Genomic DNA, 25,851 nt, shown 5'->3' on the forward strand with positions numbered 1-25,851 from the left:
GTTATTTCAACGTCATGATTGGTGTGCCAGTCATTTCGCTTGGTTGCTCCATACCCATAAGATGTAGCATGGTAGGGGCAACATCACTTAATGCTTTACCTTCACTTGGTGTTGCATCGCGTCCTACATAAATAAACGGCACAGGTTCGCTGGTGTGTGCTGTATGTGCTTGCCCAGTTGTAGGGCTGGCCATTTGCTCAGCATTACCGTGATCGGCCGTTATTAGCGCTTCACCGCCAAACTCATCTAGCGCCTCTACTACTCGACCTATACAAGCATCCACGGCTTCACAGGCTTTAACGGCTGCTTCGAATACGCCAGAGTGGCCAACCATATCGCCATTCGGGTAATTACAAATAATGGCATCAAACTTACCGCTTTTAATGGCTTCAATAAGTTTATCGGTTAACATTTCTGAGTTCATTTCTGGCTGTAGGTCGTAAGTTGCAACCTGTGGAGAAGGAATTAATTCACGCGATTCGCCTTCAAATTCATCTTCGCGTCCGCCACTAAAGAAAAAAGTAACGTGAGCGTATTTTTCTGTTTCCGATATTCGCAGTTGCGTTTTACCATTCTTTTCAAGCCATTCGCCTAATACGTTTACAAGTGGTGTAGGACCAAATGCGACAGGGGCATTAATATCGGCTGCATATTCTGTCATCATTACAAAAGCGCTAAGCTGGGGTGATTTTTTCTTTTCAAACCCGTCAAAGTCAGGCTCTACAAAAGCGCGGGTAATTTCACGGGCTCGGTCGGCCCTAAAGTTAGCAAAAATAACGGTGTCACCGTCATTAATTTGTGCAGCTTCAGTACCTTGTGGTGTGATTGTGGTTGGTGCTACAAACTCATCATTTTCGTCGCGCTCATAAGCGGCTTCTAATGCCGATACGCCATCAGCATAGTTAAATTCACCTTCACCTAGTGTCATTACATTATAGGCTTTTTCTACGCGGTCCCAACGGTTGTCTCTGTCCATTGCGTAATAGCGACCCACTAACGATGCTAAGCGCCCACAATTTAGATCGGCGAATAGGGCTTCTATACGTTCTATTGAGGCTTTAGCGCTGCGCGGTGGTGTATCACGGCCATCTAAAAAACCATGGAAGTACACTTCTTTTGCACCACGCTTAGCTGCTAATTCAATACTGGCGACAATATGATCTTCATGGCTGTGCACACCTCCTGGGCTTAATAAACCCATAATATGTACTGCTTTACCTGTATTTATTGCTTTGTCGATGTTTTCAACAAGTGCAGGTGTTGAGTCAAACTCGCCATCGTTAATCGCTTTGGTAATACGGGTAAAGTCTTGATAAACAATGCGGCCAGCACCTAGGTTTACATGGCCTACTTCTGAGTTACCCATTTGCCCTTCAGGTAAGCCTACATCTAATCCTGAGCCTGAAATTAATGTATGTGGGCGGGTTGCCCATAGGTTGTCTAAAACAGGGGTGTTTGCTGCAAGAATTGCATTACTTTGCTCTTCTTCGCGGTAACCCCAACCGTCTAAAATCATTAATACCAGTGTTTTTTTATGCTCTGTCATAATCGCTCCTGAAAATTAGCACCTGTTGATGGGTACTGTGCGCCGAAAGGTTATCTGGTTAGTTTTAGCATACCGTGTTTTAGCGATAGAATCAGCACTGAAAACAAGATATTAAATTTTTACATACTATTTTATATGGGGCGCTTTATGTGTTTTTAAACTGCAGCAAACTCGCATTTTAACTTGGTTTGGGTATACTTGCGTGGCTAAAGTACAAAATACCTAGAATATTAGGGCGTGTTGCGCTTTGGTGGCTGAATTTGCAGCAGTATGTTTGGTTTTTAGGTAAGGCAGAGCCTATGAAGTGTGGTTATTCCCCATAAATAGGCGATAACGTAGCATAAATACCAAACACGCGCTGCCCGTTGGGTTCTTTCTAGGGACTATTACCTCTTTGTTGCCTACATGGATGTAGGTAAGGGCGTGAGCAGGACGCGGAAGCTTTGCTCGGTTTTTACTTAGCCCACTAGGTTACAAACCTCGCGCCGCGATTTAATCGCCCCTAGATTGAACAAATTTCAATCCACAAAGGCCAACACGCCCTAGGTTTAGAACATAATTTCATAGTGGAAGTAGAATGGATCAATATATTGAATTTATTACAAATCATCCTATTTTAAGCCTAGCTTGGGTTGGTATTGTATTTCTTATTGTAAGTGGTTGGATTAAAAGTAAACTTTCAGCGGTGAAAGAAATAAATCCACAGCAATTAACACTTCTTATTAACCGTGAAGATGGCAAAGTAGTCGATATTCGCGCTCAAAAAGAGTTTAACGCTGGTCGTATAGCGGGCGCTGAACACTTAAGCCCTGAAAAAGCAAAACAATCTGACTTTTCTAGCCTTGAAAAGCACAAGAGTAAACCCATTATACTAGTATGTGCCACGGGCATGACTGCACAAGGCGTTGCTAATGCAATGCATAAAGCAGGCTTTGAATCGGTTTATGTATTATCAGGTGGTATGGGGTCGTGGCAATCAGCCAGCCTTCCAACTACAACAGGTCGCTAATCAGTTTAGTAGTACCGATAGAGGATTTATTATGAGTAATGTTGTTTTATACACCAAAGCGTATTGTCCATTTTGCCAACGTGCTCTTGCACTTTTAAACAGTAAAGGCGTTGAGTACACAAATATCGATATTGGTGTTCAACCAGAGCTTCGCGACGAAATGATTACCAAAGCAGGTGGCGCAAGCACAGTACCGCAAATTTTTATTAATGATGAACATATCGGTGGCTGCGACGACATGATGGCTATTGAAGCGCAAGGTAAACTTGACGCTAAGCTAAACGCTTAATTTTAAATATAAAAACTAACACGTAGGAAGCACAATGAACGAAGAAAATCAAAACGCAGCAGCACAAGAGGGTGGCGCACAATTTGCGATTCAACGTATTTACACTAAAGATGTATCGTTTGAAACGCCTAACTCGCCTGCGATTTTTCAAAAAGAATGGACGCCAGAAGTTAAATTAGACTTAGACACACGCTCTAATAAATTAGACGAAGGTGTGTTCGAAGTTGTTTTAGCATTAACTGTTACTGCCTCTATTGGTGAAGAAACTGCGTTTTTATGTGAAATTCAGCAAGCTGGTATTTTTACTGTTGGTGAGCTTGAAGAAGTACAACTAGCACATATGCTAGGTGCATACTGCCCTAACGTGTTATTCCCATACGCGCGTGAAGCCGTATCTAATCTTGTTAACCGTGGTACTTTCCCACAGCTTAACCTTGCGCCAGTGAACTTTGATGCGTTATTTGCACAATATATGCAACAACGTACTGCGCAAGCTGAGCAGGTTTCAGCAGACGCATAATCTATGAGTACAGCAACTTCAGCTGTTACTGTATTGGGAGCGGGGTCTTACGGCACCGCTCTTGCTATTTGCTTAGCCCGAAATGGTCACCGAGTGACACTTTGGGGTCGCAATAGCGACGACGTTGCCACGCTTGCAGCTGAGCGGAAAAATCAACGTTACCTTCCTGATGTACCATTCCCTGACACTCTTGTATTACAAGCCAATTTACAACAAGCCGTAGCGAGTAGTGCTATTGTACTTGTGGTTGTGCCAAGCCATGCCTTTGCCGATACCTTGCAGCAAATAAAACCAGCACTGGTTGAAGGTGCGCAAGTGGCGTGGGCAACTAAAGGGCTTGAGCCAAACACTGGGCGTTTGTTACAAGAGGTTGCCCTGCAAGAACTGGGTGATGCAATACCGCTTGCGGTTTTATCAGGTCCCACTTTTGCTAAAGAAATGGCGATGGGGTTACCTACCGCAATATCGGTCTCGTCTACTTCAACGGAGTTTGCGCAACAACTTGCAGGTTTACTCCATTGTGGGCGCTCGTTCCGTGTGTATAACAACGATGACTTTATTGGCATTCAGTTAGGTGGAGCGGTTAAAAATGTAATCGCTATCGGCGCGGGTATGTCGGATGGGGTTGGCTTTGGTGCTAATGCGCGTACCGCGCTGATCACCCGTGGCTTGGCTGAATTAACACGCCTAGGGTGCGCCTTAGGCGCAAAGCAAGAAACCTTTATGGGGATGGCAGGGCTTGGTGATTTAATCTTAACCTGTACTGATAATCAATCACGTAACCGACGCTTTGGCCTAGCATTAGGCAAAGGTGAAGGAGTAGACGCTGCTATTGAGTCTATCGGGCAAGTTGTAGAAGGCTTTAGAAATACAAAAGAAGTGTATTTATTAGCTCAGCGCGCCGGTGTAGAAATGCCAATTACAGAGCAAATCTATAAAGTACTTTACGAAAGTAAAGATATGAAAGAAGCTGCTATGGCCCTATTAGGCCGAGAACAAAAGGCCGAATAACCTCGGCCTTTTTGTTAGGTTTTAAATTTGATGAGCCTAGCATGATACCAATGTGCAATAATACTTATGCCATTTTGCAGGGCAAAACGTGTTGCTACCTTTGTTAAAAAATTTTCTTTTAAATTAAATAGAAAATTTTTGCCTAGCCATCCACACGTTTTTCTAACCTCAAAACAGATCAATTAATTAAGCAAATTGGTATTACTTGCCTCCAACAAACCCCAGTTGTCGCCAAGATTCGTAAATAAATACAGCAACCGAATTTGATAGATTCATACTGCGGCTATTCGGCTGCATAGGAATACGTACACGTTGATTGTTAGGTAATGCTTGAATCATTTCATCGGGTAGTCCACGAGTTTCTGGGCCAAATACTAGGCAGTCACCGGCTTCGTAGCTTGCTTCGTGATGAAGCTGGCTGCCTTTAGTGGTACATGCATAGACTTTTTTAGGTTGGCATTTTTCAAGGTATGCCTCAAACGATGCATGTCGCTGAACATTGCTAAACTCGTGGTAATCAAGGCCCGCACGTTTTACTCGTTTATCGTCCCATTCAAAACCTAATGGCTCAATTAAATGTAGGGAGTAACCTGTGTTTGCACACAAGCGTATAATATTGCCTGTATTTGGCGGAATTTCAGGTTGATATAACACGATATCCAGCATAATGCGCCTTTCTATTAATCTATAATTTGACGTTTGGCAGTATACACGAAACCGTTAAAAAAAATGATATACTCGCGCCATTGAATACCGTAAATAGTGAATATTGACGTGCATCACCGCAGTTACGAATTTTGGGTTAAAACATCAAGTATAGTGACCATGGTTATGGTGAGCTTAATGATAGCGGCCAAAGCTTGGGCTTGGTTGGCATCGGGTTCGGCCTCTATGCTTGGCTCGTTGACCGACTCTTTAATGGATATTACAGCCACTGCTATGAGCTTTTTAGTACTTGGCTACGCACTACGTCCAGCCGATGACGATCACCGTTTTGGCCATGGTAAAGCAGAAGCGCTTGCAGGGCTTGGTCAAGCTGCATTTATAGCTGGCTCTGGGTGCTTATTAGCATTTCATGGCATTGAGCGTTTATTCAACCCCATCGTATTAAGTCATTCATTGCTTGGCGTGTGGGTAAGTGTATTTGCTATTGCGTGTACGTTGGTGATTGTGTTTTTTCAAACTAAAGTAGTTAAACATACCGAGTCTATCGCTATAAAAGCAGACTCGGTGCATTATAAAGGCGATTTAATTTTAAATGCTGCGGTATTACTGGCTATTTTGCTCTCATACTATGGGGTGTTATATGCTGATCCACTATTTGCTATTGGTGTAGCCGGTTATTTACTTTACAACAGCTGGGATATAGCACGTGATAGCGCTGATCATTTAATGGATAAAGAGCTGCCAGACGAAGAAAAGCAAAGCATTTACGATATAGCGAATAATCATCAAGATGTTTATGGCGTACACGACATCCGCACTCGCCAAGGTGGAAAGATCAAGTTTATACAAATGCACTTAGAGTTAGATGACGATTTATCGTTAATTCGAGCTCATAATGTGGCTGACGAAGTCGAAAAAATGATTGCTGATTGTTTCGAATCTGAGGTTGATATACTTATCCACCTCGACCCACTATCTGTTGTTATTAAAGATTAATCGACTCGCAAAATGTGTATAAACTTTTGAGTGCTGGTTTACGAATTTCGTCTCGTTCAAAAAAAAGTTCGTGCTTTGCATCTTTGAAGCTTTCAATTGATGCATTTTCATGACTGTTTGCCAGCTTATCAAGTGCCGTATTATTAACTACTTCATCTTTTTCGGCTTTAGCAACATACATTGGAATAGTAATATTTAGCTTATCTACTGATGGCAAAAACTTAATAACAGCATGCAACCACCCATAGGTTACCCCGCCGAGCTGCAACGAAGGTGTAGCATGATAGGTTTGCCTAAATTGTTTATAACGTATTTCACTACTTGTTAGCACGTTTAGGTCAAAATTTAAGGGAATATAGTTTTTTTGCCCAAAGGCATAGCTGTATTGAAAGCCTAAAATTTTAGCTATGTTGACGGCCAAAGTAGTCGAAAAACGAGGCACCTTTTTGGTAAAAATATTTAACATGGGAGCTGACAAAAATACCCCTTTGTAATCATGCGTATAGGTTGCTAAATAATGCAGCGCAATAGCACCTCCCATCGAATGCGCTATTAACGCTTTATTGCCTTGCCAGTGAGCATTAACTACCTGTTCAGTAAATTGGTTTAGATCTGCACTGTAATCTTGAAAGTCTTTAACATAACCTTTGTGCTTGTTTTTTAAATGCCGATAAGAGCGACCTTGTCCTTGATGGTCGATTATAAAAATAGCGTAATCATTGTTATAAAACTCCCACAAAAGCTCTTTGTATTTATCAGTACCCTCTACTCTGCCAGAACTAATAACTAACGCCATTTTTGCATTAGCGGGTTTTGCATAGGCGTAAAATAATGTGCCATGCAAGGTTTTTAAGTTAGATTTAATGAGTGTGTTTTCAAAAAATTCTTCAATTGCAGATTGGTTATTTTCAAGCTCACTTTCACTGCTATAAAACATGGGTTACTCTTTAGTTATTGGTAAGGTTATGTTGGCACATAAACCACCATTTTCTTTATTTGATAACGCTAAACTACCACCATGCGCAATAATAGCATTTTTAGCGATGGCTAAGCCAAGCCCCGTGCCACCACTTACTCGGTCGCGAGCGTCAGATTGCCTAAAAAAGGGCTCACAAAGCTTGCTTAATTGATCATTTGGCACGCCTGGTCCGTCGTCGCAAATTTCAATATAAATTTTGCTGTTATAGTGTACGTTAAAGCTAATATTGCTGTGTGCGTATTTTATTGCATTGCGTAATAAGTTTTCGAGTGCACTGGCTATTAACGACTCATCGCAACTGAGCATAACATCGGCACTGCCGCTAAATGTGAGTGTTTTAGTATTTTGTTTAGCTTCAAACTGTGCATCGTTTAGTACGTGTTCTACTATATCTTTTAACGACTGCTTTTGAAGAGACAGTGCTTGGCTTTGTGCTTCTAAACGTGAGACTTGCAGTACATCAGCAATCATTTTATCAAGTTGATTCGCTTCTTTTTCTATCCGTAATAAATACGATTGGCTTGCCTCGTTGGCTTGCATTTGAGCAAGCCCTGTGGCCATTTTTAAACGCGTAAGTGGGGAGCGCAACTCGTGAGATATATCAGCAAGCAAACGCTTTTGGGCACTAATAAGTTGCTCAAGCTGATTGGCCATACTGTTAAAGTCGCGGCCAAGCACCCCTAATTCGTCTTTTCTGTTAGCAGGTATGGCAACACGCGCTGATAAGTCGCCTGATGACAGTTTTATGGCTGCTTTTTTAAGGCTGTTAATTGGGGCAATTAAGTTACGGCTAAATATAAAGCTCAGTACTAAAGAGGCAAAAATAGCCACCAAGACTTTCATCCAATTTGGCATTAACTTAAAGCGCATGAGCAAAGGCGGTTGATGGTTAATATCGATTTCGTAAAGGTAAAATTGCCCCTCGGGCACAGTGATTAGTACTGGGCCAAAAGCTTGGTACTTTTCGGTAAAAATAATCTGTGGTGCTAAGTTTTGGCTAAAGCTAAGTAAATTTAAGTCTATTTCGGCGGGTATCTCTTTATTACTTAATGCGTCTTCGGGTTGCGCTGTAGCTAAATATAAAATTTTGCGTTTTGAAAGCCTAGGGTGCGTTAAAACATCGGCAAGCGTTCGTTTGTGCTTAGTTACACTTCGCTCAATACTTTTGGCTGTGTAAATTAGGTTTTTTTTCATTGGTCCACGCAGAGACTCAGTGCTTACAGCATTGATTGCAGTAATGTTACTTAAAAATATAAGCGCTGCTACAGTCCCTGTTATCGTCAGCCAAAACCAAGCAAATATTTTAAAAAATAAATAATGCCTAGGATGCTTTAGCCAGGCAAAGTAATGCTTATTACTCCCCTTGGATGAAAACATAGCCTGTACCTCGCATTGTTTTTATTCGTTCGCCTGGGATGTGCTCGGCTATTTTTTTGCGAATATTGCTAACGTGCATATCAATTGAGCGATCAAACGAGGCTAAGCGCCTGCCCAGTACTTCCTCGCTTATTTGCTCTTTACTGACAACTTCGCCGGCATTTTTAATTAATAGCACGAGTACCTCGTACTCTGTGCCAGTAAGTGTAAGGGGGTGGTCGCTAATGATTGCCTCACGCGCTGCCAAATTAACCGTAATGCCGTTTATAGTTATTTTACTGGGTGTTGCAACATTTAAGCTATTTATGTGCTCTATGCGACGAGTAATCGCTTTTACGCGAGCAAGCAACTCACGGTGGTTAAAGGGTTTGGGGATATAATCGTCAGCGCCCAGCTCTAAGCCAAAAATACGATCAAAGTCTTCGCCTTTTGCAGTGAGCATGATGACCGGCGTTAACTTGGTTTGCCTAAGCTGTTTAAGTACCTCAAAACCATCAAGGGTGGGGAGCATGACATCTAGTAATATCAGCGCGTAGTCGTTTGCTTGGGCAAGTTTTAAGCCTTGCTCGCCATCGTGAACGCTTTGTACCTCAAAACCTTGCGCGGCTAAATACTCAGTAAGTAGTTCACACAAACCTGTGTCGTCATCAATCATTAATAGCTTCATTTCAAACCCTTAGGCAGTTTCTATATGGTTATTTTACTTCGTAAATTATGTAAAAGTGAATCTTTACACAACCTTTACACTGCTTTGCGTTACTTTGCGTTGCAAGGGGTATAGTTAACTCACTGGCTTAGCAGTCACAACCAAATTCAATCCATCCAATATTAAGGTGATGATTATGACTAAAGTAAATACACTTTCAAAATTAGTACTTATTTGTGGTCTAGCAACGGCTACACTTGGTGCCGGTAGCGTATTAGCAAAAGGCGGCATGCACGATAAGCAAGGCCATTCTCAAGCGCGTTTTTTATTATCTGAGCGCGGTGCCGACAAGCTTGATTTAACTGACGAGCAACAAACTAAGCTTGAAGCTATTTTTGAAGCGCAAAAAACGCAAATGAAAGCACTACGCGGCGATGATAAAGAAGCCCGTAAAGCACAGCGCGAAGCGCATAAAGCTAAAATGGATGCACTACTTAGCGCTCCAACATTTGACGAAAACGCGGCGAAAGAGCTATTAAATGCACGCCACGAAAAAGGCACTGAAATTGGTTTAATTAAACTAAAAACACAGCACCAAGTAATGCAGGTGCTTAACGCTGAGCAGCAAGAAAAGTTTGCTAAAATGCAAAAGCGCATGGGTAAAAAACACCGTAAGCAAAGAGACTAATTATATTTTTTACTCAACACATCAAAAAGCCAGCTTAATGCTGGCTTTTGTTGTTTAAGAAGATGAAAAAGATTTATTTAAAAAAGTCATCATCGTTTTTAGCCATCATTTCTTCAATATCTTCAATCATATCTTGGCTAATTTGGCTCGCCGAGGTTATAGGCGTTGAGATTTTATTGTTCTCAAACGACCACTCACCCAAGTCTATAAGCTGACAGCGCTTAGAACAAAAAGGACGATGGGGGCTTTGCTGTGACCACTCAACTTTATTTTTACAGGTTGGGCAGTTAACAATTGTTGGCATACTTTACTCTCTACAATTACGCGTTAAGCACATGTACTTAACACTACTAACTCTACATATTTGTAACGCGGTTTATTTCAGCCAAAGACGTTAAACCATCTGCGGCTTTGCGTAAACCCGATAATCGCAAGTTATTAAACCCAGCTTGCAGTGATACCTCTGCGATTTCGAGCGAGTTGCCACCGCGCATAATAATTTGTGCAATTTCAGGGGTAATCTGCATTACTTCGTAAATACCCACACGGCCTTTGTAACCATCGGTGCAATTTTCGCAGCCTTTGGGTGCGTATAGTGTCATGTCTTCAATTTGTGTTGTGCTAAATCCTTGACGAGCCAATTCTTCTGCTGGCAGTGTTTCTGGAGTTTTACACTTAGGGCATAAACGCCTAGCTAAGCGCTGGGCAATAATCAAACTTATAGAGCTTGCCACGTTATACGCAGGCACGCCCATATTTAATAAACGCGTTATGGTTTCGGGCGCTGAGTTGGTATGTAGTGTAGATAACACTAAGTGACCCGTTTGCGCCGCTTTAATTGAAATTTCTGCGGTTTCTAGGTCACGTATTTCACCTACCATCACTACATCTGGATCTTGACGTAAAAAGGCACGCAAGGCGTTAGCAAAGGTCATTTCGGCTTTAGGGTTAATTTGTACTTGGTTAACCCCTTCAAGGTTTATCTCAACCGGATCCTCGGCGGTACTAATGTTACGCTCTGGCTGGTTAAGTATATTTAAACCGGTATAAAGCGATACGGTTTTACCAGAGCCCGTTGGGCCGGTAACTAGTATCATGCCTTGTGGTTGCCCAAGCGCATCCATGTAGAGCTTTTTTTGATCCTCTTCGTAACCTAATACGTCAATACCTAGCATGGCGCTTGATGAATCAAGAATACGCATTACTATTTTTTCGCCCCATAACGTAGGCATAGTACTTACACGAAAATCGATGCTTTTACGCTCGGTAATTTTTAATTTAATACGGCCATCTTGTGGTTTACGTTTTTCAGCAATATCGAGCCTCGACATTACTTTGATACGCGCCGACAGTTTACTTGCTAAGGTATTGGGTGGGTTGGCAACTTCATGCAAAATACCATCAATACGAAAGCGAATACGGTATTTGTGCTCGTAAGGTTCAAAGTGTAAATCAGAAGCGCCTTTTTTAATGGCATCCATTAAAATTTTATTGATATAAACAATGATTGGCGCATCGTCTTTATCATCATCTTTAGGTGTGGTTTCTTTAGGGCCTTCACTATCTAGGTCGGCAAACTCTTTAAATTCATCGGCGCTTAAATCTAAGCTGCCTGCAGCATCAAGTAGTTGCTCAATTTTGTTATCTAGCTGAATATAGTCAACCACGACTATTTCGCACGATAAGCCGGTGCTAAATTCAAAGTTTTCAAAGGCACCGTAGTCAGTTGGATCTGAGGCGGCAATGTATACTTTTCTACCTTTTTGAACCAGCGGTAAAATGTGGTGTTTACGTATTAGCTTTTCTTTAACTAAGTCTTCGGGGATTTGTGCAGGGTCGAAGTCTTTTAAATCAAAATACGGTACGCGAAATAAGTCTATACATTGTTCAGCTAAGTCGTTGCTGTCAATTTTTCCACATTTAGATATAAGCTCAGCGGTTGAGGCAAACTCTTGCTGTTTTGCTTTTACGGTATCGGCATCAATGCGGCCAAGCGTTATAAATTTTCTCAATAACGGTGAGTTAATATTCATTGCGCACCTATTTTAGTCCTTCAATAGTTAACAATTTATCAGAAAAAAGCAGGTGATTAAATTCGCTGTGCTTATCAACACCTTTTTTGCTAACCAAATTACGAGTTTATGTTGTTATGACCGCATTAAGGGGCATTAGTTGTATTTTATACTGCATATTGTAGGTAATTTTTATGAAGAACAACAAGTTCTGCATGAACAAGTGATAAATCGCGGTCATTATTTAGAATATCATCGGCTTTTTGTTGTTTTTCTTCACGTGGCATTTGTGACGCTATAATGCTATTTACCTGCTCAAGGCCAATATTGTCGCGTTTTATAGTACGTTCAATCTGCACCGGTTGTGGTACATCAATTAATAAAGTACGGTTGCAGTATTTATTAAGTTTATTTTCAAACAATAATGGTGCAACTAATACAACATAGGCACTGCTTGCATTATTTAAATCGGTAAGTATTTTTCCCCGAATAAGCGGGTGTAATAGTGCGTTAAGCCACTCTTTATCATCATTGTTGGTAAATATTTTAGTGCGCAGTGCTGCTCTGTTTAATGTGCCATCGGGTAGTAAAATACCCTCGCCAAAGTGTTCAATGATTGCATTTAGCCCTGTGCTGTTAGGGGCTACTACTTGGCGAGCAATAATATCGGCATCAACAACGCAAATACCCAGTTCTTCAAACATATTACTAACAGCCGTTTTACCGCAGCCAATACCGCCTGTTAAACCCAATACCCAATTGTTTGTTTTAGTTGCTGGCTTATTCATACTAATAGCCAATTAAATTAAAATATGCAGCTTGAATTTGAGCGCCCCACAGCAGCGTTATCCAACCCGCTATGGCTAAGTAGGGGCCAAATGGAATAGGGGTTGCTTTGTCTTTACCTTGAATACTTAAAAGGGCAATACCAATAATGGCGCCCACCACGCTTGAAAGCAAAATAATGGTTAATAGTGACTGCCACCCAAGCAGTGCGCCAAATACGGCCAGTAACTTAAAATCGCCATAGCCCATGCCTTCTTTACCGGTTAATAGCTTAAATAGCCAAAATACACTCCACAGGCTTAAATAGCCGCAGGCTGCCCCCACTATCGCATCGCTTGGGCTTATTGTTAAACCCATTACAGCGGCTATAAGTGCAAGCCATACTAAAGGTAAAGTGAGCTGATCGGGCAGTAGCATGTGGTCAATATCAATAAAAGTGAGCGCTACTAAAATCCAGGTAACAAAAATATATAAAAGGGCGTGCTCAGTAGCGCCAAAGCTGTAGGCAATAACTAAACTTAATAGTGCGGTAATAGCTTCAACTATCGGGTAACGCGCTGATATTGGGTTACTGCAATTAGCACATTTACCTTTAAGCATGATCCAACTAATAATAGGAATATTTTGCCAAGGCTTAATCGCGGTTTTGCATTTAGGGCAGGTAGAATTAGGTTTTACTAAATTAAATGGCTCGTTGGAGCTAGCTTTTGAAGATTTAGTTGTAAGTTCATCTTCTAATAATAACCGGCATTCACTTTGCCATTCTCGCTGCATCATCAGTGGCAATCGGTAAATAACTACATTTAAAAAACTACCAACACACAGGCTTACTAAGCCCACGGTCAAAAAATAAAACCACTGCTGACTTTGCATCGCAGTGGTTATATCAAAAAAAAGATTTTCCATTAAAATACCTAACTTCAGGCCATTTATAAGCCAATTTTATTTCGCAAGCTATTAATTAGCGTTTACAATTTTGCTTACAGCTTACAGCTTACAGCTTACAGCTTACAGCTTACAGCTATGTTTTTAAATTACAGAGCCTAATTGGAAAATCGGCAAGTACATGGCAACAATTAAGCCACCGACGAGCACACCCAGCACAGCCATAATAAGCGGTTCTAATAAGCTAGATAAGCCATCAACTGCATCATCAACTTCTTGTTCGTAAATGGTTGCTACTTTGGCTAGCATACCATCAAGCGATCCTGACTCTTCACCAATGGCCACCATTTGAATAACCATATCAGGGAATATTTTAGAGTTACGCATCGCCCAGTTCATTTGATTACCCGAACTCACCTCTGCTTTAATATCTAAAATAGCATAGCGATACACAGCATTACCGGATGCACCTGCTGCAGAATCTAGCGCATCAACAAGGGGTACACCCGCAGCAAAGGTGGTCGAAAGCGTACGAGCGTATCGGGCAACAGCAGCTTTGTTTAAAATCATACCAATTACAGGGAGTTTTAATATAGCTCTATCGGTTGCATCTCTTAGTTTTAAGCTTCTAAGGCTGGCCTCTTTAAATATGTAGCCTGCGGCAACAACAATTATAAGTGCGACCCACCAATAGGCTTGCATAAATTCAGATATGGCGATTACAAACAAGGTAAAGGCAGGCAGCTCTGCGCCAAAGCCATTAAAAATATCTTGAAACTGTGGGACTACAAAAATTAAAAGTATTGAGGTAACTATAAGAGCCACAACTAAAACGGCTATGGGATAAAACATCGCTTTTTTAATTTTTGACTTAAGCGCTTCTGATTTTTCTTTGTACAAAGCAACACGGTCAAATATTTTATCAAGCGCACCCGATTGCTCGCCCGATGCGACTAAATCACAATACAAATCATCAAAATAGCGAGGGTGTTTTCTAAGTGCTTGTGAGAGAGGTTGACCTGCTTTAACTTCATCGCCAATGGTTTCCATTAGCTTGGCAACGCTTTTATTAGTAGATCCTGTACCTATCATTTCGATAGCTTGGATTAAAGGTACGCCGGCCATAAGCATGGTTGCAATTTGGCGGGTAACTAGCGCAATATCTTTTGGTGTAATTTTCTGTAGGCGTGTCCCAAATAGCGGTTTAGCTTTGCGTTTTACTTTTGAAGGGGTAATGCCCTGCTTCCGGAGTTGAGCTTTAACTAAAGCAATACTGCTCCCAGTTAACTCTCCTTCTAGCCGTTTTCCTCGAGCACTAACTCCAACCCAAAGAAAAATATCGAGCTTATCTTTTTTCATGAAGTAAATATAACTCTAGAATAGGAAAAAAGGGGGGCGCAACTGCTTTTCTCAAGCAGTTGCTTTATATTTATTAACAGTATTGGCCATCACTACAAGTTTGTGCCCAAGTCAATTGCCCTGAAGCTGCTCTTGTTGGCGTTAATGACATAACAACGCTATCAACTGCAGCAGTACCGGTTACTTCAATTACACCATCATCAACAGCAACGCTAGCTACCATCGGTGTTGCAGTAGTATTTGGTATGCCATTAGATCCTAAGTCACAGCCTGTAAGAGTATCAAGCTTCATAGCACATGTTTCTACACCTGCTTTGTATGCCGATGAAGCTAATACTACTTCAGTGAATTTACTTTTCTTGGTATAAAGTTGGTACTGAGGCAATGCCACCGCAGCAAGAATACCGATGATTGCTACAACAATCATTAATTCGATTAGGGTGAAACCCTGTTGTTTTTGAGTCATTGTTTTCATGTTTCCTCTCCTAAAGGATAATGTTTTGTAAGGTAGTCAGGTTAGTGGCGAAAGTGCCAAACTTAATTTACCTGATTAACTTTACAGATTTACTTAAAAATAAATTTTCACGTACTTTTAGCCTTAGGTATGAAACACAAAAGCTAAATGTGAGTTCATTATGTTGCAACTTGCACAGGCTACCTAAACACAAAGTAGACTAAATATAGGAAAGATACTGAACATTTGCTTCAATCTTTTAGGTATTTTTTTAAGATTAAAACAAAAAGCAGTTACTTATTACTATATTTTTCAAGGAAGTAATACAACTGGGTTAGTTTAACACTTTTTTTATGCTTAAAGCACACATATTTTTCTAAAAAGGATACTTTATTTAACAAAATGTTACAAAGTAGCTCTTTTGGCTTATTTAAAGTCTTTTTTCTTAGATTGTCAATTGATTAGCTATAGTAAAGGTAAATTTACTGTTTTAAAATTGCTCGAAACGCATCGATAAATCGATTGATTGTAAATTTTTTGTAAGTGCGCCGCTGGATATAAAGTCGACACCTGCTTGCGAGTAAGTTTTAAGCGTTTCGAGTGTCATATTGCCAGAAACCTCTAATTTAGCGCGCTTATTAGTAGTGACCACAGCTTGCTGAATTTGTTCAACGCTAAAATTGTCGAGCATGATTATATCGGCGCCTGCATTAATAGCTTGCTCAAGTTCACTTAACGATTCAACCTCTACTTCTATGGGTTTTGTAGGGTGGTTTTGCTTGGCTTGCGCGACTGCTTTATCAATTCCGCCACACGCTGCTATATGGTTTTCTTTAATTAAAAACGCATCAAATAAGCCTATACGGTGATTTGCACCGCCGCCGCATTTTACAGCGTATTTTTGCAGAGCTCTGAGTCCTGGTATTGTTTTACGGGTATCGAGCAGCTGGGTTGTGGTGCCGCTAAGCTCTTTTACATAATTTGCAGTTGTAGTTGCGGTACCCGAAAGCGTTTGTACAAAGTTAAGCGCGGTACGCTCCGCAGTTAAAATAGCGCGGGCAGAGCCCTTAGCTGTAAATAAGGTGCTATTTGCTGGCACAAAGTCGCCATCATTTACTAATACGTTTACTTCAACGCTTGGATCTACTTGCTTAAACACTTCTATAATAATGTCTTTACCGCAAAAAACGCAGTCTTCGCGGGTAATTACTTTAGCATTTGCGTGCTCGTTTTGTGGAATAAGCTGCGCGGTAATGTCGCCGTCTTGTGCAGATTGATAATTTAGATCTTCATCTAAGGCGAGGGTGACAAGTTGAGTAATAAGCGTGTGCGAAATTGACATATGAAGGCTCATAAGTGTTAATAAATTAAGCAAATTTTACTATGTTTAAATAACTAATAGAAGCGCTTTTAAATGAGCATGGGTTATTACACCTACATATATAGCGTGGCTGCTAAAAGTAATGCTACTAGCTGAATGTTAGCTAACCGCAATGGCTATCATTCTTTATATAAATCCTTTAGCATCAAGTTTATGTATACCGTGGTATTAAAATAATGCAGATAGATTCAAGCGGAGTTGTCGCTAATATAACGCAGCGGCCGTGTACGCATTTTGATGAGCGCCCTGAAAATACCGATATTTCGCTGTTGGTAATTCATAATATTTCCTTGCCGGCTGGGCAATTTGGCACCGAATACGTTGATGCACTGTTTATGGGTGAGATTGACTGTAATGCGCACCCCAGTTTTTGTGATTTAAATGGGCTTAGAGTGTCAGCGCACTGTTTTATAAAACGTACTGGTGAGATTATTCAATATGTGCCATTTAATAAACGTGCGTGGCATGCCGGGCAATCTGAATATGAAGGGCAAAGCGCATGTAATAACTTTAGTATAGGTATTGAGCTTGAGGGTACAGATACCACACCTTACACTCAGGCGCAGTACACCAGCTTAAATAACCTAACAAAGGCAATTATGACCCGTTACCCGCTTATAACCACTAAGCGAGTTGTAGGGCATTGCGATATAGCACCTGGGCGAAAAACCGATCCTGGGGAAAGTTTTAATTGGCCTGCTTATATAAGCAAGCTATAACAAGCAAATTAAGTGAGTCGCTATCATGATTTTAGTTTCTATAATTATTGCACTAATACTTGAGCGTTTAGGTGCGCGCTCACAGTATTGGCAAATAAGCCATTACGTTAATGGTTATTTAAACCGTTCGGGTAAATTACTTGGTGAAAACGGATTGTTTGGCTCGGCGATTGGCTTTTTAATTTGGTTAGTTTTGCCGGTAGTGGCTGTTGCGCTTATATATGTACTCTCTGACTTTGTACTGTGGCAGTTAGCTATAAATGTTGCGGTTTTATTGGTTTGTTTTGGTTGTGCTAAGCACCGCGCTTTATATAAGTCGTATTTAAATGCACTAACGCGGGATGATAAAACCGCGGCCTCATTATACGCACTACAAATGGGGCAAAAACACCTAGAGGATGAAGAGGGCGGAGAAACATTTGGGCAAACCTTAGCGTGGATTAATTTTAGATTTTATTGCGCCGTTATTTTTTGGTTTGTAATGCTTGGCGCCCCAGGTGCCGTGTTGTATGCAATAGTGCGTACGTTGGCCGATTTAGTTAAAGAAAACCATAAAGTGGTGTTTGCAAATCGTTTTACGCTGCTGCATAAATTATTATTTTGGCTAGATTGGCTGCCAGCACGTGTTGCAAGCTTTGGCTATTTAGTCATTGGTAACTTTAATAAAGGTACAAGCTGCTGGCTACATTATGTATTGGATTTTAAAACGCCAAATCGCAAAGTAGTTACATGTACAGCGCTTGCGGCTGAGCAAGTAGAGCAGCGTTATTACGGATGTGCTATTGAAGCCACTTGTATGATTAAATTAGTTAAACGCAACGTGCTTTTTTATTTAGTACTGATTGCACTGCTTACTTTATTTGGCGGTTTATCGTAGTCGCGATTTTACATCGCGCAATGTGTACCTCGTTTAGGATGAGTATCGGGGGAGGGTGTTAGTCGCGGGGTAAACCCACTGCTACGACCTTCTCTAATTCAAAAATTAATTTCTCCAATAAATTCAACTAGAGTGAATATTCTAATTCACTCTGGTCAGACCATTTGTTTTCATCTTGTTAACGTTTGAATAAAACAACCTCAATTGTGCATTGTTTGAACTTCGTTCAAAATGCGTTACGCTACTCTAATTGCTCAAATAACCCGTAAATTGACAGTTATTTGCCTTTTTGATACCTTATTGAAAATTTTTGGTATGACCAATTTACCTTTTGGGTGAATCGTCAAGCTCTAGGCCTTAAAAATTAGGCTTTTTAGTATTTATGCAACGTGGACGTTGATTAATGTCTTTAAAGATTAAAGCAGCAAAATTATCTGATGTTATTTTACAGCAACTTGAGAATATGATTCTTGAGGGCTCATTAGCGCCAGGTGAAAAACTGCCGCCAGAGCGCGAACTAGCAAAACAGTTTGAGGTGTCTCGCCCCTCACTGCGTGAAGCTATCCAAAAGCTAGAAGCAAAAGGATTGGTCACTCGCAGGCAAGGTGGTGGCACGTTTGTAAAAAATCAGCTTGAAGAAGGGCTCACTGATCCGCTGTTCGATTTGATCAGTAAGCATCCTGAATCACAGTTCGATTTACTTGAATTTCGTCATGCGCTTGAAGGGATTGCTGCATATTATGCGGCGCTTCGTGGTACCAGCACCGATTTTACCAAGGTTAAACAAAGCTTTGATAAAATTGCTCAAGTTAATAACGATTTACAATTAAAAGCCAAAGCAATTAATGCGTTTCACTTTAGTGTAGCCGAAGCCTCACACAACGTGGTTTTACTTCACTTAGTGCGAGGCATGCAAGCGCTACTGGAGCAAAATGTATTGCAAAACTTAACGGTTTTATTAAAAAAACCAGATATTAGCAATCAATTAGCCCAGCACCGGCGCTTATTAATGGATGCCGTAATTGAGGGCAATCCAGAACAAGCCCGTTTAGCAAGTAATGCCCATTTAGCCTTTATTGAAGAAGCATTACTTGAAGCGGGTAAAGAGCATTCGCGAATTGAACGTAGTTTAAGACGCACAAAACAAAATTAAGCTAATACGCTGTACTTAGAACACACTAAATTAGGTATACGTGGTATTAAATTAACAACATTCGTATTTTAAACATAAGGAAACCTCCATATGTCTGAAGTCAATAAAATTGACGTAGACGCGCTAGAAACACAAGAGTGGTTACAAGCTCTTGAATCAGTTGTGCGCGAAGAAGGTGTTGAACGAGCTCAGTATTTACTTGAGCAAGTGTTAGAGCAAGCCCGTTTAGACGGCGTTGATATGCCAACTGGCACAACAACTAACTACGTTAATACTATTCCAGTAGATCAAGAACCGGCGTACCCAGGGGATGTAAACCTTGAGCGTCGTATTCGTTCGATTATTCGTTGGAATGCAATCATGATTGTATTACGTGCATCGAAAAAAGATCTCGACTTAGGCGGCCATATGGCGTCTTACCAATCATCAGCTGCGTTTTATGAAGTGTGTTTTAACCACTTTTTCAAAGCGCCAAATGAGGTAGACGGCGGTGACTTAGTTTACTACCAAGGTCATATTTCTCCGGGTATTTATGCGCGTGCATTTGTTGAAGGTCGTCTTACGGCTGAGCAGCTTGATAACTTCCGTCAAGAAGTAGATGGTAAAGGTTTACCATCATACCCGCATCCTAAATTAATGCCTGAATTTTGGCAGTTCCCAACGGTATCTATGGGCTTAGGTCCAATTGCGTCTATTTACCAAGCACGCTTTTTAAAATACCTAGACGGCCGTGGCTTAAAAGACACTAAAAACCAACGTGTATACGCGTTTTTAGGTGACGGTGAAATGGATGAGCCAGAATCACGCGGCGCAATCTCTTTTGCTGCACGTGAAAAGCTAGACAACCTATGTTACTTAATTAACTGTAACTTACAGCGTTTAGATGGCCCAGTAATGGGTAATGGTAAAATTATTCAAGAACTAGAAGGCCTATTTAAAGGCGCTGGTTGGAACGTAATTAAAGTTGTATGGGGTAGCGGATGGGATATTCTGCTAGCTAAAGATACATCAGGTAAATTACTACAGTTGATGAACGAAACAATTGATGGTGATTACCAAACATATAAAGCGAAAGATGGCGCGTACGTACGTGAGCATTTCTTTGGCCGTTACCCAGAAACAGCTGCACTTGTTGCAGATATGACTGATGACGAAATTTTTGCGCTTAAGCGTGGTGGTCATGAGCCATCAAAACTTTATGCTGCATTTAAAAAAGCTGAGCAAACCAACGACCGTCCTACCGTGATTCTTGCTAAAACTGTAAAAGGTTACGGCATGGGTGAAGCGGCTGAAGGTAAAAACATTGCGCACCAAGTGAAAAAAATGGACATGAGCCATGTTGAACACTTACGTGACCGTTTAGGCCTACAAGATTTAGTATCAGAAGAGCAAATTAAAGATCTTCCATACTTAACGCTTGAAGAAGGTTCGGAAGAATACAAGTACTTACACGCACGCCGTGATGCACTTAAAGGTTACACACCTACACGTATTCCTAAGTTTACTGAAGAGCTAAAACTGCCAGAAGTAGACGCGTTTAAGCCGCTACTTGAAGAGCAAAAACGTGATATTTCTACCACAATGGGCTTTGTACGTGCACTTAACGTGTTACTAAAAGACAAAGGCATTGGCAAAAACATTGTGCCAATCATTGCTGATGAAGCACGTACATTTGGTATGGAAGGTTTATTCCGTCAAATCGGTATTTACAATCCACATGGCCAAAACTATACCCCTCAAGACCGCGATATTGTTTCTTACTACAAAGAAGCTACATCAGGCCAAGTACTTCAAGAGGGTATTAACGAGCTAGGTGCAATGTCGTCATGGGTAGCTGCTGCAACATCTTACAGCACTAACGATTTACCTATGATCCCATTCTACATTTACTACTCTATGTTTGGTTTCCAGCGTGTTGGCGACATGGCATGGATGGCGGGTGACCAACAAGCACGTGGTTTCTTATTAGGTGCAACAGCAGGTCGTACTACGCTAAATGGTGAAGGTCTACAGCACGAAGATGGTCACAGCCATATTCTTGCAAATACGGTTCCTAACTGTATTTCTTATGACCCAACGTACGCATTTGAAGTAGCGGTAATTATTCAAGATGGTATTCGTCGTATGTACGGTGAAAACCAAGAAAACATTTACTACTACCTAACGCTTATGAACGAAAACTACCATCAACCAGCAATGCCAGAAGGCGCTGAAGAAGGTATTCGTAAAGGTATTTACAAGCTTGAAAGCTACGAAGGTAAAAAAGCCAACGTACAGCTATTAAGCTCAGGTACTATTATGACTGAAGTGCGCAAAGCTGCAGCCATTTTAAGCGAAGAGTACGGTATTGCTTCAGATGTTTACTCAGTAACATCATTCAATGAGCTTACCCGTGACGGTCAAGACGTTGAGCGTTTCAACATGCTTAACCCAGAAAGCGAGCAAAAAACGCCTTACATCACTAGCGTATTAAACGATTCAGTGACTGTTGCTGCGACCGACTACATGAAAAACTACGCAGAGCAAGCGCGTTCATTTATTCCAAGCAGCAACTATAAAGTGCTTGGTACAGATGGTTACGGACGCTCTGATAGCCGTGAAAACTTACGTCGTCACTTTGAAGTTAATGCAAGCTACGTGGTTGTTGCTACGTTATCTGAACTTGCTAAACGTGGTGATGTTGAAAAGTCAGTGGTTGTTGAAGCAATTAAAAAGTTCGACATTGACACAAACAAACTAAATCCACTGTACGCATAAGAGGTTTGCAATGAGTATTGAAATTAATGTACCAGATATCGGTGGCGATGACGTAGAAGTAACCGAAATCTTAGTAAGCGTTGGCGACAAAGTAGATGTTGATCAATCGCTACTAACCGTTGAAGGCGATAAAGCATCAATGGAAGTACCTGCTGCGCAAGCAGGTACAGTCAAAGAAATTAAAGTAAGCGAAGGCGACACGGTAACAACAGGGTCGTTAATCATGATTTTTGAAGGCGAAGAGTCAGGCTCACAAAGTGAGCCAGAAGCGCCAGCTAAAACTGAGGCATCTGCACCTGCAGAAGCTTCAGGTTCTTCAACTAAAGAAGTAACTGTACCAGATATTGGTGACGACGAAGTTGAAGTAACAGAAATCATGGTCGCTGTTGGTGACAGCGTAGATGAAGAGCAGTCAATTTTAAGTGTTGAAGGCGATAAAGCATCTATGGAAGTACCAGCTCCTTTTGCCGGTACTGTAAAAGAAATTAAAGTAGCCGAAGGCGACAAAGTAAAAACAGGCTCTTTAGTGTTTGTTTTTGAAGTTGCTGGCTCAAGTGCACCTGCATCAGATGCGCCAAAGCAAGAATCTGCGCCAGCAGAGACTACTCAAAGCGCCGAGCCAAGCACAAAAGAAGTAAACGTGCCTGATATTGGCGATGATGAAGTTGAAGTAACTGAAATCATGGTTGCTGTTGGCGATACGGTTGAAGAAGAGCAATCTATCTTAAACGTTGAAGGCGACAAAGCGGCAATGGAAGTACCAGCCCCGTTTGCAGGTACCGTTAAAGAAATTAAAGTGGCCGCTGGCGATAAAGTCAAAACTGGCTCACTTGTGTTTGTTTTTGAAGTTGCAGGCAGTGCGCCAGCAAAAGCAGTAGCCCCGGCTGAGCAAAAGCCAGCGGCTGCACCAGCAAAAACCGAGTCTGCGCCAGCTCAAGCTGCACCTGCGGCTAAAGCAAGCAACGAAAGCTTTGAAAACAACAGCGCATATGCCCATGCATCGCCAGTTGTTCGCCGCTTAGCGCGTGAGTTTGGTATTAACTTAGCAAACGTTAAAGGCTCAGGGCGTAAAAACCGCGTAGTAAAAGAAGACGTGCAAAACTATGTTAAAAACCTAGTTAAGCAAGTTGAATCAGGCCAATTACCAGCTGGTAAAGGCAATGCGGGCGGTGGTGAGCTTGGCTTAATTCCGTGGCCTAAAGTAGATTTTGCTAAATTTGGTGAAATTGAAGAGAAAAAACTATCGCGTATTCAAAAGCTGTCGGGTAAAAACCTACACCGTAACTGGGTGCAAATCCCACATGTTACACAGTTTGACGAAGCTGATATCACCAGCCTTGAAGTGTTCCGTAAAGAACAAAACGTGTTAAGCGAGAAGAAAAAACTTGGCGTTAAAATCACACCACTTGTGTTTGTGATGAAAGCGGTAGCGAAAGTACTTGCTGAGTTCCCAACGTTTAACTCGTCATTGTCTGAAGACGGTGAAAGCCTTATCCTTAAAAAGTACATCAATATTGGTGTTGCAGTAGATACGCCAAATGGCTTAGTTGTTCCAGTATTTAAAGATGTGGACAAAAAAGGCATTATTGAATTATCTCGCGAGCTGATGGATATTTCTAAAAAGGCGCGTGAAGGTAAGTTAACGTCATCTGATATGCAAGGCGGTTGTTTTACTATTTCAAGCTTAGGCGGTATTGGCGGTACGGCATTTACGCCGATTGTTAATGCACCAGAGGTGGCTATTTTAGGTGTATCTAAATCTGAAATGAAACCTAAGTGGAATGGTAAAGACTTTGAACCTAAATTAATGGTTCCGCTTTCTATGTCGTACGATCACCGTGTGATTGACGGTGCTCTAGCTGCACGCTTTACCGCAACGCTTGCTAGCTACATGAGCGACATACGTCAATTAGTGATGTAATCACTACAATATGAACAAAATCAAATCCCAGCCAGTTGTTTTTAGCTGGGATTTTTACTATATGCAATGATACAATCTTTGCACTATTTGTGAATTGCTCTGATTTTCTGCCCATGCAGAAACATGGCAGTTAAATTTTAGGGCAGTGTCCCGTTCAAACAATTAAGGTAATAGCATGAGCAACGAATTAAAAACTCAAGTTGTTGTACTAGGCGGTGGTCCTGGTGGTTACTCTGCGGCTTTCCGCGCTGCTGACTTGGGCTTAGAAGTTACATTAGTAGAATCGCGTGAAACATTAGGTGGTGTATGTCTTAATGTTGGTTGTATTCCTTCAAAAGCACTTTTACACGTAGCTAAAGTGATTGATGACGCTGCAGAAATGTCATCTCACGGTGTTACTTTTGGCGCTCCGCAAATTGATTTAGACAAAATTCGCTCTTGGAAAGAGTCGGTTGTTGGCCAGCTTACTGGTGGCTTAGACGGCATGGCTAAGATGCGTAAAGTTAAAGTTGTACCAGGTTACGGTAAGTTTACTGGCAGCAACACTTTAGACGTTGAAGGTGCTGACGGCACAACAACTATTACATTTGATAATGCAATTATTGCTGCGGGTTCTAAACCTGTAAGCTTACCGTTCATCCCAGAAGATGACCGTGTAATTGATTCAACGGGCGCATTAGAGCTTAAAGACATTCCAGAGAAGCTACTTGTTTTAGGCGGTGGTATTATCGGTCTTGAAATGGGTACTGTTTACCGCGCATTGGGTTCTGACATTGATGTTGTTGAGTTTGCAGACCAGTTAGTTCCGGCTGCGGATAAAGATATCATCAAGATTTACCAAAAATACGTAAGCAAAAAATTCAATGTTATGCTTTCAACTAAAGTTGTTGGCGTTGAAGCGAAAGATGATGGCTTATACGTTACTTTTGAAGGCAAAAACGCACCAGCTGAGCCAGTACGTTACGACAAAGTACTTGTTGCTGTAGGCCGTACGCCTAACGGTAACTTACTTGATGCTGATAAGGCAGGTGTTAATGTAGATGAGCGTGGCTTTATTAATGTTGATAAGCAATTACGTACTAACGTAAACCACATCTTCGCAATTGGTGATTTAGTTGGCCAACCTATGCTTGCGCATAAAGCGGTACACGAAGGCCATGTTGCAGCAGAGGTTATCTCTGGTCAGAAGCACTTCTTCGACCCTAAATGTATTCCTTCAATTGCCTACACTGATCCAGAAATCGCATGGGTAGGTGTGACTGAGAAAGAAGCAAAAGAGCAAGGCTTAAGCATTGAAACTGCGGTATTCCCGTGGGCTGCATCAGGTCGCGCAATTGCATCTGCACGTACTGAAGGTTCTACTAAGCTTATCTTTGATAAAGACAGTGGCCGTGTAATCGGTGGTGCTATGGTGGGTATTAACGCAGGCGAAATGCTTGGCGAAATCGGCTTAGCAGTTGAAATGGGCGCAGACGGTGAAGATTTAGCACTTACTATTCATGCTCACCCAACATTGAACGAGTCTATTGGCCTTGCAGCTGAAATTTTTGAAGGTTCAATCACGGATTTACCAAACAAAAAAGCAGTTAAAAAGAAGAAGTAAACTCTTTTAGTTAACTGTTTAAAAACCCAGGCCTCGGCTTGGGTTTTTTGTTTTTATAGCCGTCAGCCGTCAGCCGTCAGTTTAAGAGAAGCTCGTCTTGACACGTAAGTTAATATGAGCAAAATTTCTAGCTGATAGCTGATAGCTGATAGCTGATAGCTGATAGCTGATAGCTGATAGCTGATAGCTGATAGCTGATAGCTGATAGCTGATAGCT

General features: G+C 41.4%; 24 protein-coding genes. 12 read left to right on the plus strand and 12 right to left on the minus strand.

Features of this window, described 5'->3' with window-relative positions; all coding sequences use genetic code 11:
* Position 1: 1 nt before the first annotated feature.
* Positions 2–1,546, minus strand: coding sequence for a 2,3-bisphosphoglycerate-independent phosphoglycerate mutase (gene gpmM, locus AN391_RS07030; RefSeq protein ID WP_055014737.1), 1,545 nt, complete (start codon positions 1,544–1,546; stop codon positions 2–4).
* 577 nt (positions 1,547–2,123) lie between these two features.
* On the opposite strand from gpmM, the gene AN391_RS07035 reads away from it, so the two are divergent.
* From AN391_RS07035 to gpsA, 4 genes are read left to right on the plus strand one after another with little or no spacing between them, the layout of a single operon-like run.
* Positions 2,124–2,555: a rhodanese-like domain-containing protein gene (locus AN391_RS07035; protein WP_055014738.1), complete on the plus strand. Its 432-nt coding sequence runs from the start codon at positions 2,124–2,126 to the stop codon at positions 2,553–2,555.
* A 31-nt stretch (positions 2,556–2,586) separates the two neighbouring features.
* Positions 2,587–2,844: a glutaredoxin 3 gene (grxC, locus tag AN391_RS07040; RefSeq protein ID WP_055014739.1), complete on the plus strand. Its 258-nt coding sequence runs from the start codon at positions 2,587–2,589 to the stop codon at positions 2,842–2,844.
* A gap of 34 nt (positions 2,845–2,878) precedes the next feature.
* Positions 2,879–3,364, plus strand: a complete 486-nt coding sequence (gene secB, locus AN391_RS07045) for a protein-export chaperone SecB (RefSeq protein WP_055014740.1) — start codon at positions 2,879–2,881, stop codon at positions 3,362–3,364.
* A gap of 3 nt (positions 3,365–3,367) precedes the next feature.
* On the plus strand, positions 3,368–4,375 hold the full coding sequence (gpsA, locus tag AN391_RS07050) for an NAD(P)H-dependent glycerol-3-phosphate dehydrogenase (protein ID WP_055014741.1): 1,008 nt from the start codon (positions 3,368–3,370) through the stop codon (positions 4,373–4,375).
* A 201-nt stretch (positions 4,376–4,576) separates the two neighbouring features.
* On the opposite strand, the gene trmL is transcribed toward gpsA, so the two are convergent.
* The gene (trmL, locus tag AN391_RS07055; protein ID WP_055014742.1) at positions 4,577–5,041 is read right to left on the minus strand and encodes a tRNA (uridine(34)/cytosine(34)/5-carboxymethylaminomethyluridine(34)-2'-O)-methyltransferase TrmL; all 465 of its coding nucleotides are present in this window, start codon (positions 5,039–5,041) and stop codon (positions 4,577–4,579) included.
* Between the two features lie 159 nt (positions 5,042–5,200).
* On the opposite strand from trmL, the gene AN391_RS07060 reads away from it, so the two are divergent.
* Positions 5,201–6,037, plus strand: coding sequence for a cation diffusion facilitator family transporter (locus AN391_RS07060; RefSeq protein WP_082429306.1), 837 nt, complete (start codon positions 5,201–5,203; stop codon positions 6,035–6,037).
* On the opposite strand, the gene AN391_RS07065 is transcribed toward AN391_RS07060, so the two are convergent.
* From AN391_RS07065 to AN391_RS07075, 3 genes are read right to left on the minus strand one after another with little or no spacing between them, the layout of a single operon-like run.
* On the minus strand, positions 6,027–6,974 hold the full coding sequence (locus AN391_RS07065) for an alpha/beta fold hydrolase (protein WP_055014743.1): 948 nt from the start codon (positions 6,972–6,974) through the stop codon (positions 6,027–6,029). The two genes, AN391_RS07060 and AN391_RS07065, sit on opposite strands and share 11 nt — an antisense overlap.
* A 3-nt stretch (positions 6,975–6,977) precedes the next feature.
* Positions 6,978–8,393, minus strand: coding sequence for an ATP-binding protein (locus tag AN391_RS07070; RefSeq protein ID WP_055014744.1), 1,416 nt, complete (start codon positions 8,391–8,393; stop codon positions 6,978–6,980).
* Entirely contained in the window at positions 8,371–9,060 is a 690-nt protein-coding gene (locus tag AN391_RS07075; protein WP_055014745.1) for a response regulator transcription factor, read from the minus strand. The genes AN391_RS07070 and AN391_RS07075 overlap by 23 nt, the downstream gene beginning before the upstream one ends.
* 175 nt (positions 9,061–9,235) lie before the next feature.
* Between AN391_RS07075 and AN391_RS07080 the strand changes: the two genes are divergently transcribed.
* A complete protein-coding gene (locus AN391_RS07080) occupies positions 9,236–9,727 on the plus strand; it encodes a Spy/CpxP family protein refolding chaperone (protein WP_055014746.1) in 492 nt (163 codons plus the stop codon).
* A 73-nt stretch (positions 9,728–9,800) separates the two neighbouring features.
* Here AN391_RS07080 and yacG read toward each other — a convergent pair whose 3' ends face one another.
* From yacG to nadC, 7 genes are all read right to left on the minus strand, one after another.
* Entirely contained in the window at positions 9,801–10,031 is a 231-nt protein-coding gene (yacG, locus tag AN391_RS07085; protein ID WP_055014747.1) for a DNA gyrase inhibitor YacG, read from the minus strand.
* 52 nt (positions 10,032–10,083) lie between these two features.
* Positions 10,084–11,760 carry a type IV-A pilus assembly ATPase PilB gene (gene pilB, locus AN391_RS07090; RefSeq protein ID WP_029773362.1) on the minus strand — a complete coding sequence of 559 codons (1,677 nt, stop codon included), beginning with the start codon at positions 11,758–11,760 and terminating at the stop codon, positions 10,084–10,086.
* A gap of 146 nt (positions 11,761–11,906) precedes the next feature.
* Complete coding sequence (coaE, locus tag AN391_RS07095; protein WP_055014748.1) at positions 11,907–12,527, minus strand: dephospho-CoA kinase; 621 nt, start codon at positions 12,525–12,527, stop codon at positions 11,907–11,909.
* A 1-nt stretch (position 12,528) separates the two neighbouring features.
* On the minus strand, positions 12,529–13,431 hold the full coding sequence (locus AN391_RS07100) for an A24 family peptidase (protein ID WP_055014749.1): 903 nt from the start codon (positions 13,429–13,431) through the stop codon (positions 12,529–12,531).
* 123 nt (positions 13,432–13,554) lie between these two features.
* Positions 13,555–14,769: a type II secretion system F family protein gene (locus AN391_RS07105; RefSeq protein ID WP_055014750.1), complete on the minus strand. Its 1,215-nt coding sequence runs from the start codon at positions 14,767–14,769 to the stop codon at positions 13,555–13,557.
* 73 nt (positions 14,770–14,842) lie between these two features.
* Positions 14,843–15,244, minus strand: coding sequence for a prepilin-type N-terminal cleavage/methylation domain-containing protein (locus AN391_RS07110; RefSeq protein WP_082429305.1), 402 nt, complete (start codon positions 15,242–15,244; stop codon positions 14,843–14,845).
* Positions 15,245–15,713: 469 nt separating this feature from the next.
* Entirely contained in the window at positions 15,714–16,565 is an 852-nt protein-coding gene (gene nadC, locus AN391_RS07115; protein WP_055014751.1) for a carboxylating nicotinate-nucleotide diphosphorylase, read from the minus strand.
* 215 nt (positions 16,566–16,780) lie between these two features.
* Here nadC and ampD point away from each other — a divergent pair, with 215 nt between their 5' ends.
* The 6 genes from ampD to lpdA all read left to right on the plus strand — a co-directional run bounded on the left by ampD (position 16,781) and on the right by lpdA (position 25,634).
* On the plus strand, positions 16,781–17,323 hold the full coding sequence (gene ampD, locus AN391_RS07120) for a 1,6-anhydro-N-acetylmuramyl-L-alanine amidase AmpD (RefSeq protein ID WP_055014752.1): 543 nt from the start codon (positions 16,781–16,783) through the stop codon (positions 17,321–17,323).
* Between the two features lie 25 nt (positions 17,324–17,348).
* Positions 17,349–18,200, plus strand: coding sequence for a beta-lactamase regulator AmpE (gene ampE / locus AN391_RS07125; RefSeq protein WP_055014753.1), 852 nt, complete (start codon positions 17,349–17,351; stop codon positions 18,198–18,200).
* Between the two features lie 403 nt (positions 18,201–18,603).
* Complete coding sequence (pdhR, locus tag AN391_RS07130) at positions 18,604–19,353, plus strand: pyruvate dehydrogenase complex transcriptional repressor PdhR (protein WP_004588597.1); 750 nt, start codon at positions 18,604–18,606, stop codon at positions 19,351–19,353.
* Positions 19,354–19,443: 90 nt separating this feature from the next.
* A complete protein-coding gene (gene aceE / locus AN391_RS07135) occupies positions 19,444–22,110 on the plus strand; it encodes a pyruvate dehydrogenase (acetyl-transferring), homodimeric type (RefSeq protein ID WP_024031395.1) in 2,667 nt (888 codons plus the stop codon).
* A gap of 10 nt (positions 22,111–22,120) precedes the next feature.
* The gene (gene aceF, locus AN391_RS07140; protein WP_055014754.1) at positions 22,121–24,031 is read left to right on the plus strand and encodes a pyruvate dehydrogenase complex dihydrolipoyllysine-residue acetyltransferase; all 1,911 of its coding nucleotides are present in this window, start codon (positions 22,121–22,123) and stop codon (positions 24,029–24,031) included.
* 175 nt (positions 24,032–24,206) lie between these two features.
* A complete protein-coding gene (lpdA, locus tag AN391_RS07145) occupies positions 24,207–25,634 on the plus strand; it encodes a dihydrolipoyl dehydrogenase (RefSeq protein ID WP_055014755.1) in 1,428 nt (475 codons plus the stop codon).
* Positions 25,635–25,851 lie beyond the last annotated feature (217 nt).

Source organism: Pseudoalteromonas sp. P1-13-1a, assembly GCF_001401875.1.
In the GTDB taxonomy this organism is placed as follows: domain Bacteria; phylum Pseudomonadota; class Gammaproteobacteria; order Enterobacterales; family Alteromonadaceae; genus Pseudoalteromonas.

Excerpts from the sequence above, each read along its gene's own strand:
- AN391_RS07035 (WP_055014738.1), top strand. The coding sequence starts at position 2,124 with ATGGATCAATATATTGAATTTATTACAAATCATCCTATTTTAAGCCTA.
- AN391_RS07105 (WP_055014750.1), bottom strand. The coding sequence starts at position 14,769 with ATGAAAAAAGATAAGCTCGATATTTTTCTTTGGGTTGGAGTTAGTGCT.
- grxC (WP_055014739.1), top strand. The coding sequence starts at position 2,587 with ATGAGTAATGTTGTTTTATACACCAAAGCGTATTGTCCATTTTGCCAA.
- coaE (WP_055014748.1), bottom strand. The coding sequence starts at position 12,527 with ATGAATAAGCCAGCAACTAAAACAAACAATTGGGTATTGGGTTTAACA.
- trmL (WP_055014742.1), bottom strand. The coding sequence starts at position 5,041 with ATGCTGGATATCGTGTTATATCAACCTGAAATTCCGCCAAATACAGGC.
- pilB (WP_029773362.1), bottom strand. The coding sequence starts at position 11,760 with ATGAATATTAACTCACCGTTATTGAGAAAATTTATAACGCTTGGCCGC.
- AN391_RS07080 (WP_055014746.1), top strand. The coding sequence starts at position 9,236 with ATGACTAAAGTAAATACACTTTCAAAATTAGTACTTATTTGTGGTCTA.
- lpdA (WP_055014755.1), top strand. The coding sequence starts at position 24,207 with ATGAGCAACGAATTAAAAACTCAAGTTGTTGTACTAGGCGGTGGTCCT.
- ampD (WP_055014752.1), top strand. The coding sequence starts at position 16,781 with ATGCAGATAGATTCAAGCGGAGTTGTCGCTAATATAACGCAGCGGCCG.
- AN391_RS07065 (WP_055014743.1), bottom strand. The coding sequence starts at position 6,974 with ATGTTTTATAGCAGTGAAAGTGAGCTTGAAAATAACCAATCTGCAATT.
- AN391_RS07110 (WP_082429305.1), bottom strand. The coding sequence starts at position 15,244 with ATGAAAACAATGACTCAAAAACAACAGGGTTTCACCCTAATCGAATTA.
- yacG (WP_055014747.1), bottom strand. The coding sequence starts at position 10,031 with ATGCCAACAATTGTTAACTGCCCAACCTGTAAAAATAAAGTTGAGTGG.
- gpsA (WP_055014741.1), top strand. The coding sequence starts at position 3,368 with ATGAGTACAGCAACTTCAGCTGTTACTGTATTGGGAGCGGGGTCTTAC.
- AN391_RS07100 (WP_055014749.1), bottom strand. The coding sequence starts at position 13,431 with ATGGAAAATCTTTTTTTTGATATAACCACTGCGATGCAAAGTCAGCAG.
- aceE (WP_024031395.1), top strand. The coding sequence starts at position 19,444 with ATGTCTGAAGTCAATAAAATTGACGTAGACGCGCTAGAAACACAAGAG.
- nadC (WP_055014751.1), bottom strand. The coding sequence starts at position 16,565 with ATGTCAATTTCGCACACGCTTATTACTCAACTTGTCACCCTCGCCTTA.
- AN391_RS07075 (WP_055014745.1), bottom strand. The coding sequence starts at position 9,060 with ATGAAGCTATTAATGATTGATGACGACACAGGTTTGTGTGAACTACTT.
- pdhR (WP_004588597.1), top strand. The coding sequence starts at position 18,604 with ATGTCTTTAAAGATTAAAGCAGCAAAATTATCTGATGTTATTTTACAG.
- ampE (WP_055014753.1), top strand. The coding sequence starts at position 17,349 with ATGATTTTAGTTTCTATAATTATTGCACTAATACTTGAGCGTTTAGGT.
- gpmM (WP_055014737.1), bottom strand. The coding sequence starts at position 1,546 with ATGACAGAGCATAAAAAAACACTGGTATTAATGATTTTAGACGGTTGG.
- AN391_RS07070 (WP_055014744.1), bottom strand. The coding sequence starts at position 8,393 with ATGTTTTCATCCAAGGGGAGTAATAAGCATTACTTTGCCTGGCTAAAG.
- aceF (WP_055014754.1), top strand. The coding sequence starts at position 22,121 with ATGAGTATTGAAATTAATGTACCAGATATCGGTGGCGATGACGTAGAA.
- AN391_RS07060 (WP_082429306.1), top strand. The coding sequence starts at position 5,201 with ATGGTTATGGTGAGCTTAATGATAGCGGCCAAAGCTTGGGCTTGGTTG.
- secB (WP_055014740.1), top strand. The coding sequence starts at position 2,879 with ATGAACGAAGAAAATCAAAACGCAGCAGCACAAGAGGGTGGCGCACAA.